The 11,243-nt window shown below is 51.6% G+C and carries 9 protein-coding genes and 2 pseudogenes; 5 read left to right on the top strand and 6 right to left on the bottom strand.

Annotated features, from left to right (window positions below):
• The coding region (locus tag PSSD_RS14110) for an MFS transporter (protein ID WP_167347677.1) at nt 1-778 on the bottom strand (778 nt) is incomplete at its 3' end.
• 155 nt (nt 779-933) lie between these two features.
• On the opposite strand from PSSD_RS14110, the gene tus reads away from it, so the two are divergent.
• A complete protein-coding gene (gene tus / locus PSSD_RS14105; RefSeq protein WP_058972661.1) occupies nt 934-1,860 on the top strand; it encodes a DNA replication terminus site-binding protein in 927 nt (308 codons plus the stop codon).
• 33 nt (nt 1,861-1,893) lie between these two features.
• Nucleotides 1,894-2,046 carry a hypothetical protein gene (locus PSSD_RS27765; protein ID WP_167347676.1) on the top strand — a complete coding sequence of 51 codons (153 nt, stop codon included), beginning with the start codon at nt 1,894-1,896 and terminating at the stop codon, nt 2,044-2,046.
• Between the two features lie 159 nt (nt 2,047-2,205).
• On the opposite strand, the gene fumC is transcribed toward PSSD_RS27765, so the two are convergent.
• The gene (fumC, locus tag PSSD_RS14100) at nt 2,206-3,603 is read right to left on the bottom strand and encodes a class II fumarate hydratase (RefSeq protein WP_039333599.1); all 1,398 of its coding nucleotides are present in this window, start codon (nt 3,601-3,603) and stop codon (nt 2,206-2,208) included.
• 197 nt (nt 3,604-3,800) lie between these two features.
• On the opposite strand from fumC, the gene manA reads away from it, so the two are divergent.
• A complete protein-coding gene (gene manA / locus PSSD_RS14095) occupies nt 3,801-4,976 on the top strand; it encodes a mannose-6-phosphate isomerase (RefSeq protein ID WP_058972660.1) in 1,176 nt (391 codons plus the stop codon).
• 128 nt (nt 4,977-5,104) lie between these two features.
• Nucleotides 5,105-6,604 carry a YdgA family protein gene (locus PSSD_RS14090; RefSeq protein ID WP_058972659.1) on the top strand — a complete coding sequence of 500 codons (1,500 nt, stop codon included), beginning with the start codon at nt 5,105-5,107 and terminating at the stop codon, nt 6,602-6,604.
• Between the two features lie 126 nt (nt 6,605-6,730).
• Here PSSD_RS14090 and malI read toward each other — a convergent pair whose 3' ends face one another.
• The gene (malI, locus tag PSSD_RS14085; RefSeq protein WP_058972658.1) at nt 6,731-7,756 is read right to left on the bottom strand and encodes a Mal regulon transcriptional regulator MalI; all 1,026 of its coding nucleotides are present in this window, start codon (nt 7,754-7,756) and stop codon (nt 6,731-6,733) included.
• Between the two features lie 179 nt (nt 7,757-7,935).
• On the opposite strand from malI, the pseudogene PSSD_RS14080 reads away from it, so the two are divergent.
• A pseudogene (locus PSSD_RS14080) lies at nt 7,936-8,139 on the top strand (PTS sugar transporter subunit IIBC); the annotation flags it as partial.
• 1,668 nt (nt 8,140-9,807) lie between these two features.
• Here the strand turns inward: PSSD_RS14080 and PSSD_RS14075 are convergent.
• The 3 genes and pseudogenes from PSSD_RS14075 to PSSD_RS14065 all read right to left on the bottom strand — a co-directional run bounded on the left by PSSD_RS14075 (nt 9,808) and on the right by PSSD_RS14065 (nt 11,057).
• A complete protein-coding gene (locus PSSD_RS14075) occupies nt 9,808-10,008 on the bottom strand; it encodes a hypothetical protein (protein ID WP_039333592.1) in 201 nt (66 codons plus the stop codon).
• Between the two features lie 511 nt (nt 10,009-10,519).
• A pseudogene (locus PSSD_RS26625) lies at nt 10,520-10,761 on the bottom strand (DUF4113 domain-containing protein); the annotation flags it as partial.
• A gap of 56 nt (nt 10,762-10,817) precedes the next feature.
• Nucleotides 10,818-11,057 carry a hypothetical protein gene (locus PSSD_RS14065; RefSeq protein ID WP_039333606.1) on the bottom strand — a complete coding sequence of 80 codons (240 nt, stop codon included), beginning with the start codon at nt 11,055-11,057 and terminating at the stop codon, nt 10,818-10,820.
• Nucleotides 11,058-11,243: the final 186 nt, after the last annotated feature.

Genomic DNA, 11,243 nt, shown 5'->3' with positions numbered 1-11,243 from the left:
CCTGGCACGGGCCCAAAATGGCGCTGATCGCTAACGCGGCCGTCAGTGAATGACCGCTGGCCTGTAACAGGCTGATCAACTGCACCGAAATGGCCGTCATAATCACCGAAGCGAGGGTGAAAATGCTGCATAGCAACCAAAACAGCGCGGGCGCCAGTTCATCTCTCCCGGCACCTTTATTCGCGACTGCTTTCGTGGTGGATCGCGTGGGCGCGGGCAGCGCATATAAATAGGCCGGTAATACGGCGAGACACAACAATCCGGCGATGGCAAAACACGCGCCGCGCCACTCCAGCCAGTGGATCAGCAACGCGGTACCCGGCCACACCAGCGAGGTACAAAAGCCGGAAATCAGCGTGATACCGGTGATCGCCCCTCGCGCCTGCCCGCCATATAACGTACCGAGGGTAGCAAACAGCGAATCATACAGGCCCATCGCCATCCCGATACCGATAATCAGCCAGGCAAAGAGAAACAGCAGCAGATGGTGGCTCAACCCCATGATCACCAGCCCTATCGCCATCACCGCCCCGCTGGATGCCAGCAACACCCGCCCATAAGAGCCTGAAATCAGTCTGCCGCTCAACGGTGCCAGCAAGCCCGATACCAAAATACCCAGCGACAGCGCGCCGTAGACCCACTGCTGTGACCAGCCGGTTTCCGCCACAATCGGGTTGGCCATCACGGCCATCAGGTAAAATGAACCGCCCCACGACAGGATTTGCACCAGTCCCAGTGTGACAATGGCAGATACAGCAGGCTTAGGGTGATGCTCCACGACTTTTTCCGTTAGCAGGCAAAGCGTTGTTATAACACGTTCATCCTAATGGAAAAATGTCTGTGTGCCCTGCTTCGCGAAATCCGGTTTTTCAGCTGGCAGATCGGCACCAATTGGTTTAACGTTAATGGTATGTTGTAACTATGGAGCCTAACATGAGCCGCTATGACTTAGTCGCCGACCTTCATGAGTGCGTCAATACCCTGGAGTTGAGTCTCAGTACCCTGCGCCAGCAGGTGGAACAGCAAACGCTGTTGATCGCGCGCGCATTTAGCCTGCCCGAAATTGAGAAAGGCCATGAGAATGATGAGATTGATCGAATTGCAGTGACACAGCATCTCGGCCAGAAAGCGCGTGACATGGCGCTTACCCATTATTGCCGTCTGTTTATGCAGGACCAGTCGGAAAAACTCAGTACCAAATCCGCCGTGCGGTTGCCGGGTGCGATCTGCATTGAAGCAGATGAAGCCACCAGCGAACACATCAGCCAGCAGGTGGCGGATATCAATGCCCTGAAACTGCGCCTTGAGCACTTAATTACCGTCGAGTCTGGCCTGCCGAGCGAAGCGCGCTTTGAGTTTGTGCACCAGCATCTGCGCGGCTTAATCACCTTGAATGCCTATCGTAGCGTCACCTTGCTACATGCCCCGGACAGTCTGCGTTTTGGTTGGGCGAATAAGAATATTATCAAAAACCTCACGCGCGAGGCGGTGGTGGAGCAACTGGAACGCAGTCTCAAAGCCAACCGCGCCCAAGCCCCGTGGACACGCGAACAGTGGGCCGAGAAAGTGCAGCAGGAGCTGGAGATGATCCTGTCCTTGCCTGCTGGCGCTAAGCTAAAAATTAAACGACCTGTCAAAGTCCAACCCATCGCTCGTGTCTGGCGCGCCAGTAATAAGAAGCAGGTGCAACTCGCCTGCCCTTCACCGCTGCTGGTGCTGTGTCGCGATAAGACGCAGGTGCCGATTTTGGGGGAGTTACTGGATTACGATGCCGATAACGTCGCGCATCGCTATAAACCGCTGGCACAACCGCTTCATCTGGTGATCCCTCGCCTGCATTTATGGAGCGACCGGCTATAAGTTGGCAAAAATGATTCAGATAACCTGCCCCTTTTGACAACACGCACCCAAGCGGATGAGCAGGCTGGTGCCACTCAAGGGCAGGCATCCGCAGCGCTGAACGGAATGAGTCTGCCAGGAGAGCCCGCAGGACGCGGGCGAAAGGTGGCGCTGGAACATGGATGTTCCATCGGCACCGGTCCGTAAGGCAGAGGATTGAAGTGAAGGTACCGCGTAGCGGCGCGAGGACCGCCAGCCCTTGAGTGGCACCAGCCTGCGTGAGTGCCAGTGGCTTAATTGACAAGTAAGACAGGTTAAGGCGCTGATTCATAAATGTCACAGGCCAGCATCATGCTGGCCTACACATTATTGCTTCATGCTGCCAACCATCTCTTCCGGCCGCACCCACTCGTCGAACTGCTCTTCGGTCAGATAGCCGAGTTTCAGGGCAGAGCCTTTCAGCGTCAGCCCCTCTTTGTGCGCTTTCTTGGCGATTTCTGCCGCTTTGTCATAGCCGATATGGGTATTCAGCGCGGTCACCAGCATCAGTGATTCATTGAGTAGCTGATCGATGCGCTCACGCACCGGTTCGATACCCACGGCGCAATGGTGATTGAAGCTGTCCATACCATCAGCCAACAGGCGAATCGATTGCAGGAAATTGTGGATCACCATCGGGCGGAACACGTTCAATTCAAAGTTACCGGACGCGCCACCAATGTTCACCGCCACATCATTACCCATTACCTGGCAGCACAACATGGTCAGGGCTTCACACTGCGTCGGGTTCACTTTGCCCGGCATGATTGAGCTACCCGGTTCGTTCTCGGGGATAGCCAGTTCGCCAATGCCGCAACGTGGACCCGAGGCTAACCAACGGACGTCATTAGCAATTTTCATCAATGACGCGGCCAGACCTTTCAGCGCACCGTGCGCATGCACCAGCGCATCACAGGTCGCTAAGGCTTCAAACTTGTTGGGTGCCGTCACGAAAGGCTGCTGAGTCAGGTCGGCCAAGGCTTTCGCCACGCGCACAGCATATTCTGGATGAGTATTGAGTCCAGTACCCACGGCAGTGCCGCCCAGCGCCAGTTCAGCCACGTGAGGAATGCTGTGTTCGATGTGCTTGAGGTTGTGTTCCAGCATCGCTACCCAGCCAGAAATCTCCTGGCCCAATGTTAATGGTGTGGCGTCTTGCAGGTGGGTACGACCAATTTTGACGATGTCTTTAAAGGCTTCAGACTTCTCGCTCAGGGTCTTTTTCAGCACATGAATCTGCGGAATCAGCTGCTCCCGCACGGCGATGACCGCGGCCACGTGCATGGCGGTGGGGAACACGTCATTGGAGCTTTGGCTCTTGTTGACGTCATCGTTTGGATGCACCAAACGTGACATGCCACGCTCGCCGCCAAGAATTTCACTGGCGCGGTTGGCCAGCACTTCATTCATGTTCATATTGGTCTGGGTACCGGAACCGGTCTGCCAGATCGCCAGCGGAAACTCTTCACTGTGTTTATCGGCTAACACTTCGTCAGCAGCTTTCAAAATCGCGTCTGCACGTTCCGCCGGTAGCAGGCCGAGATCGCGGTTAACCTGCGCCGCCGCGCGCTTGGTCAACGCCAGTGCGTGCACCAGCGCGACCGGCATTTTCTCGGTGGAAATACGGAAATGCTCCAGCGATCGCTGGGTTTGTGCGCCCCATAACTTATCTGCCGGTACTTCGATCGGTCCCATTGAATCTTTTTCAATGCGATTAGCTGCCATGACTACGTCTCCTTAGCTCAGATTTTGAGGTTTCCGCTCAGGTCGTCTTCCCGCGACGCCAATGAGCGAGCAAGATTGTCACATACAAGAAATTAACATTATGCGAGCCTGTCGCGCTTATTGCACTTGTTGATGTATTTTCTATGGCACTTTCTGCTTTAATAAGCCTATTTACTTACGGTTATTAAGGGTAAACGATGCAAAAATTGAACAATTCGCTGCAAAATTACGCTTGGGGCAGCAAAACTGCACTGACCGAACTTTATGGCATTGCCAATCCGCAAGGATTGCCGATGGCGGAACTGTGGATGGGTGCCCATCCGAAAAGCCCTTCGACAGTTGAAATCAACGGAGCAACCCGTTCCCTGCGCGATGTCATCAATGACGATCAGGCGAGCGTGCTCGGTAAAGCGGTGGCGGATCGCTTTGGCGAGTTGCCCTTTCTGTTTAAAGTTTTATGTGCCGATCAAGCCCTCTCCATTCAGGTTCACCCAAGCAAATCCGCCGCTGAAGCAGGCTTTACCCGTGAAAATGCCGCCGGAATTCCACTCAGCGCCGCCGAGCGCAACTACAAAGACGCCAACCATAAACCTGAACTGGTCTATGCCCTGACACCGTTTCAGGCGATGAACGGCTTCCGTGAAATGCATGAGTTGGTTTCATTGCTGGAGCCTGTTGCGGGCGCGCATCCGCAGATTGCCCATTTCCTGGAAAATGCCAATGAAGACACCCTCGCGAAGCTATTTGCTACGCTGCTGTCACTGAAAGGTGACGCGAAGTCACTGGCCTTAGGGGTGTTAAAATCGGCGCTGAATTCACGCGAAGGCGAGCCGTGGCAGACCATCAAATTGATCGCGCATGATTACCCGGACGACACCGGCCTGTTCTCCCCGCTGTTGTTGAATGTGATTACACTGCAACCGGGCCAGGCGATGTTTCTGTTTGCCGAAACGCCGCATGCTTATCTCAAAGGCGTTGCGCTGGAAGTGATGGCGAACTCCGATAACGTGCTGCGTGCAGGTTTGACGCCGAAATTTATCGATATTCCCGAATTGATGGCGAATCTGAAGTTTGAGGCCAAACCGGCTGCGACGCTGCTGACGCAACCGCAGCAACAGGGGGATACCCTCAACTTCCCGATCCCGGTCGACGATTTTGCCTTTGCCATCCACGCACTTTCCGCCACGCCACAATCCCTGGCGCAACAGAGTGCTGCACTGCTGTTCTGTATTGAGGGTCAGGCAGTGGTAGAGAAATCAGGGGAGCAGTTGGTATTAAAACCGGGTGAATCTTGCTTTATCGCCGCGAGCGAGTCACCGGTTAACGTCGCGGGCACCGGACGTCTGGCGCGCGTCTTCAACGCGCTCCACTGATCCGGCTGACGCTGCCAGCATTAACTGCTATTCTTTCAAACTATTAATTTAAAACGCCTGCGGGCGTTTTTCTTCACTCGGCGCCCCTCATAGCGGCGTGCGGACCCAAGGATAAGGACGACTCAGCGATGAAAAAGACCAAGGTAGCCGTAGGTGTGATTGTAGCGCTCGGCGTGATCTGGACAGGTGCTTCCTGGTTTACCGGCAAGCAGTTGGAAAGCCACATGGATCAGATGTTACAAAACGCCAATACGCAGTTGAATGCCTATGCACCGAACAGCCGCCTGACGCTCAGCTATCAGGACTATCAACGCGGTGTCTTTAGCAGCAAAACCAAGCTGGTGATTCAGGCCAGCTCGCAAACGGAAGATAATCCGCTGCTGAAGCCGGGTCAAAGCATCGTGCTGAATGAAACCATCGATCACGGCCCCTTCCCGTTTGCCCAACTGAAGCGTGGCAGCCTGATCCCCAGCATGGCATCGGTTCATACCGAGCTGGAAAACACCGATGCAGTGAAGAAACTGTTTGAACTGACTAACGGCAAATCACTGGTCACCGCCGATACGCGTGTCGGCTACAGCGGCGCAACGGATACCGCGCTGGATCTGCTGGCCGTAGACTACAACAACGCGCAGACTGGCGATCGCCTTGCCACCAATGGCGGCACGCTGGAGATCAGTGCGGACAGCAAAGGTGACAAAGTCAGCCTGAATGGCGACTTCTCCAGCATTGCCGTCACCAGCAAAAATCAGGTTGAGCAGCCAGTCCTGTTCACCCTCAACGGCCTGAAGTTGAATGGCGATACCCATCTTAGCCCGGAAGGTGTGCGCGTCGGCGATCAGTCCATCAGTCTGGATAAACTCAACGCCAGCATCAACGGCCAGGAAGGTTTGTCACTGGAGAAGCTGGATACCAAGTCATCCTTTGATAACAAAGACGGCAAGATCGGCGGCAATCTGGATGTGAATGTCGGCAACATCAGCCTGCAAAAACAGCCGTTTGGCGAAGCGAAACTGGCGATGAAGTTTTCGCAGTTTGACGCGCAGGCAGTGAAAACCTTCTCGGATAACTACAACGCGCAGATGCAGGCATTACTGAATCAGCCTGGCGTGACGGAAGATCCAGTGCGCTATCAGGCCAGTGTACAAAACATACTGAAAGCGAACCTGCCGACCCTGTTAAAAGGCTCGCCAAATATCAGCATTGCGCCACTGAGCTGGAAAAATGACAAAGGGGAAAGCACCTTCAACCTCACTGTCGGTTTCAACGATCCAGCCACTGTGACCGGTGAGGCCCAGAACCTCGGTGCCGCCGTTGACCGCGTATTGAAATCGCTGGATGGCAAACTGAACATCAACATGCCAATGGCAACCGAAACCATGCGCCATGTCGGCCTGGCAGAAGGTTATCAGGGTGATGATGCGCAGAAACTGGCGGATCAGCAGGTGAAAGGGCTGGCGGCAATGGGACAGATGTTCCGTCTGACACAGCAGCAGGATGACAATATCACCACCAGCCTGCAGTATGGCAACGGCCAGGTGACGATGAACGGTGACAAGATGTCGCTGGAGCAGTTCCTGTCACGCTATATGCTGGGCGCACAGACCAGTGAAGGTATGCCAGAGTAAAATGCGCTTTCCAGGTGCGCATGAATGCGCACCTGACGAAAAACGCGCACGATCGTCGAAGGGTCGCCATCAATGGTGACCCTCATGCGATTAACTGACAGGCACTTCACCATCAATTTCGCCGCCTCACCCCCCGCGCACTAACAGCGGCGGCACAATCAGGGTTTGCACGTCCTCTTCCGGATGCAATAAGCGCTGCAATATTCGTTCAGCCGCACGACGGCCGACTTCCCTCGCCTCGCTACTGACAAAGGTTAAAGAGCCATCACAGGATTCGCGTTGCGGATCATCATTGAAGCCCACCAGCGCCATCTTTTGCGTGAAATAACTGTCGACCGCGTCTTCCCCCAACGAGCGACCACTGTGCAACGCGCCAAAATAGCAACCAAGCGTGGTGCTGGCATTATGGGCAATGATGGCAGTGATGCGCGGATGGTGATGCAGCAGGTCCTGTGTCAACGTCGAGACACTCTGTTGGCGTTCGTCACACTCGATGATCCAGTCGGCACGAAACGGCAATCCGTATTGCACTAAGGTGGCACAATAGCCGCCAATCCTCTCGGCGCGGGTTAAGGATGAACCTAATCCCCCCACCCACGCGATGCGCTGATGGCCCTGGCGAATCAGATATTCAGTCGCGATACGTGCGGCCTGGCTGTTGTCCGGACGCAGCGAATCCACCTTATCCAGGCTGCTGGCACGGGCCGCGCAGATCAAAGCAATGTTCTGCTCCCGTGCCTGCACAATTAACGTCTCCGCCTGCGCCACCGCGCCGCCAAGCACAATGCCATCGGCACCCTGCGCCGCCAGGGAATCGAAACAGCGCTGCAGATTTTGCCCGTGCTGACCACTTTGCGTCAGCACTAACACTTTACCCTGCGCCTCAAGGACTTCACTCAGACCCGCGGTCATCGCGGCATAAAAGGGTTGGCTGAGATCGCGTACGATCAGGCCAATCACCCCGCTCTCCCCGCCGCGCAAAATCGATGCTGAACGGTTACGCACATAGCCGAGTTGCTCAATCGCCTGGTTCACCCGCTCCGCCGTCGCCGACGAGATGCGCCCTTTACCTGAGAGCACCAGAGAGACAGTAGAGACCGATACCCCGGCAGCCTGCGCGACATCGTGGATAGTGGTTTTTTGCTGGGACATCGCGTTCCGTTTCCAACAACTGATGAAGAAACAAAGAGGTAAAACGTTACACTGATTTCTGCAAAAATAAAGCCCAGCATTAGTCATGCTTTGTGACTATAAACACAAAAACGCTTGGTAAAACGTTTTATCATTGTTTACCTAATTGATTACTTACCCCCTTTTTGCCAGGAGAGACTATGTCCGCCAGCCGACCCAAAATGTCACTTTGGGAATTTTTCCAGAGTCTGGGTAAAACCTTTATGTTGCCTGTTGCCCTGCTGTCGTTCTGCGGCATCCTGCTGGGAATAGGCAGCTCACTCAGCAGTCATGATGTGCTGACGCTGATCCCGATGCTCGATCAACCACTGCTGCAGTATCTGTTTATCTGGAGAGAGGGGATTAGGAAACGGAAGTCGACTGAAGTCGCAACGTATCACGGTTTTTGTCAGAGCCTTACCGCAAAATGATTCACTACATAGCACGTAGTAACATCGTTTTGCGGTAATTTTTTGCCCCATACATGCCCCACTCAAATATTCGTCCCGCTCTTACCATAAAGCTAAAAAACCTCTGCCGCTTCGCTAGATTTTGTTTAGGACCATCCTAATATCTAATTGTCACTTCGATTTCTTTTGATGTTGACCACTAGCTCATTGGAAATGTTAGACACAGTATTGTGTCTGGCCCGGATGACCGGACTCATCCGGGCTTTTTATTACTTTTGGGTGGTGTGCCTTGAGTCCTTGTACATCGTCAGCATTCACACATTCAGAACATCTTTCACTTTCATCACTCACCCTCAGAACTTGATACCGATTAAAAATGCTCGCCGCTTCGCTAGCTATTAATTGATGCCATCCTAAAATTAGGGTGTCGCTTCTACTTACCTGTACTAACGACAAACTCCGATTGATCATGATTCGCACCTTTTGTGCAGCCCGTAGGCCATCTGTGACGGGCTTTTTATTTTTGTAACTATCACTTCCGAAACGGCACCAAATCCCCTAATCATCTCAGCAAATTCTTATCATGGAACTTTTCGGAACGTTCAAGAAACTATTGCTATAATAGCGACGTATTCATATACACACAGCAACCGTTATGCTTACGAAAAGAGAATTTCTCATTGAACGAATTTTTACCCGCCTCTGTGCGGGTTTTATTGTGTTTAAAGACTGGATTATCCAAGGACGATCGTTATCATAAAGGCGTTCCAGTTCTCCTCGGAACTACCAACACTCCATTGATATGTCAGGCATTTAATTATTGCCGCCCGGACTCCATTGCTCCGGGCTTTTTTTGTGCCAAAAACGGTTACACCTGTATTCAGGCTTACCGGAAATTAATTGACTTTAGCCTTCCTAATATTTCTTATTACATTCCAGAATTAACACATTACTTACAAAGGTTAATTTTTGTCCCTAATTTTCAGACTATTACACTGTAATCAGATAATTTAACGAACCAAATTTTGTTGTAAGAGTGTTACATTTTCCATTCAACATTAGTGATGTGATGTTGTACGTTACAAACTCCAATTTAACGCCCGCTCCATTTTGGAAGCGGGTTTTTTTCGTTTAAACGGCTCAGATCACAATAATCAACGTAGGAAAGAGCATGATGAATACAAACCAGAAGGTACGATAGTTTCCCCCCAAAGGTTGCCCGCGCTTAATCTCACTAGGATCGCGGGCTTTTTTGTGTAAGTAGACTAGATTTAAACTGGTACAGTCGGAAAAGTGGAGGCGAGAATGCGATATCTTTTGCTGCCAGGTATTACTACGATTTGCTAGTAGTTGTTGTGTTTCTGATGCAAGCACACTGGAGTCCCATGCTGTGATGACCGACCCCATCACAGCAGGCCAATAAGAACTATAAAAGATCACGCTGAACTCTCCGCACAGGGTGAACTCAAGGCACCCTGTGCTTTTTTTTATAGGCATCCTAGCAAATTAAAAGCCTCATGCTATTTTTACACTGTCCCGTTCCAAACGGTATGACATCATTTGCAGGCATAATATTTGCCGCCCGGATTACTTTGCTCCGGGCCTTTTTTGCATAGAAGTGATTCAACGGTTGTGCTGACGCAGCAAGTCCAAGACAACATCTACAGCTAAGTGGTAGTCGTCTCCTTCAAAATTTTGCTTTACAACTTCTGTCAGAGAATCCTTAGTAAGCTCTTTTTGCTCTTCAAGAATGCACATGAGGGCCCCGCCTAATACCCCAATTACACGTGAGTGAAGATTTTCAAAATACTTTGCATCCTTCATGGCGCACTCCGGGAATGAGAATTGTCTTAATCATTCTATATCATCCTGTGAAGAGTGAATTTTTGATTGGTCTCATCAGCAAAAAATAAAAGGCATACTAATATTCTTAAGTCCTGACTGCTTCCCCGTAGTTGAGGTCATGCTCTTACTCTTAATGGAAATGTTTGGCATAAACTGATGCCGCCCGGGTGACTGATGTTTCCCGGGCTTTTTATTTTTAGGCATTAAATTGGTGACCCATCCTGTTCGTGTATTGCGGTAACCTCGTGCGTTACCACTCCTACCACGGCCACATCCTCGAGTTGATCATCATCCAGAGTCAGTCCGTCATCGGTGATAATACGACTGGGATGTAGAAAGGCATGCCCCCATTCGTAATTTCCTGAGAGGTCCAGCAGAACAGCGTCACCATTCTGCGGTCGCCGCTTCTCGTCTACGATGCAACTTCGCCCGTTCCACTCCACCAGGTAACAGCTACTGCTGGTTGTCATCAATTTCTGAACCGGAAGAGTCACCTCGCAACCGGCAGATCCGAATATCGAGTGGTGTAAGCCGGGGACAAAATTTCCCTCTTCATTGCCCACGCTTTCTGAGTACTCTGTCCTGCGAACCATATTTCCCCCTTCCCGCTCTGCTTAAGGCCGTATACTAAATGCCAAACTTCTGGCTTGTGGTTTGTGGTCGTCAAAGAGATTGAGCTGTGAAATGCCTTGGCTAAAAGTCGCCGAGGATCGCGCCTGCTTTCGTATAGCGCCGGATGAACGATGCGCTGAAGACATAGCACGAGTCCACATCAACCGGCGCGAAAATCACATTCCACCATTGGGATTGAAAACCTGAAACACGCGCTCTTCACCGTTTCTAGGGGAAATGTCGCGGAACGTCGTTGTGTTGGTTTCAATCCACTTATTTGCTTCACTCAGGGAATACTCCCATTTGTAACGTTTAAGCACTGCAACAAAGTCGACTGTACTTATTGTTAAACGGCCCTCTACATCACGTTTAAGCGCCTGCCTGAAAGCCATCTTGATTTCATAGTCACGAGGCATTGTCATTACCATTCAATAGAACTGTATGTGCATACAGTATTATTTGTAAAAAGGAGTCTTTCAAGATCGTCAAGGTGAGGTTTTCGTAAAGCCTTTGGCGCATAACGAGATTTATTTTTTTAATTGCTCCGTTTTGACAAATCATTTTGGAAACCTAAGCTTTATTAGCAACATACCGTTGCTTTC

This window comes from Type-D symbiont of Plautia stali (assembly GCF_001485335.1).
GTDB lineage: Bacteria > Pseudomonadota > Gammaproteobacteria > Enterobacterales > Enterobacteriaceae > Pantoea > Pantoea vagans_C.
The sequence above is the reverse complement of the archived record's forward strand: the minus strand, read 5'-3'. Positions and strand labels throughout refer to the sequence as shown.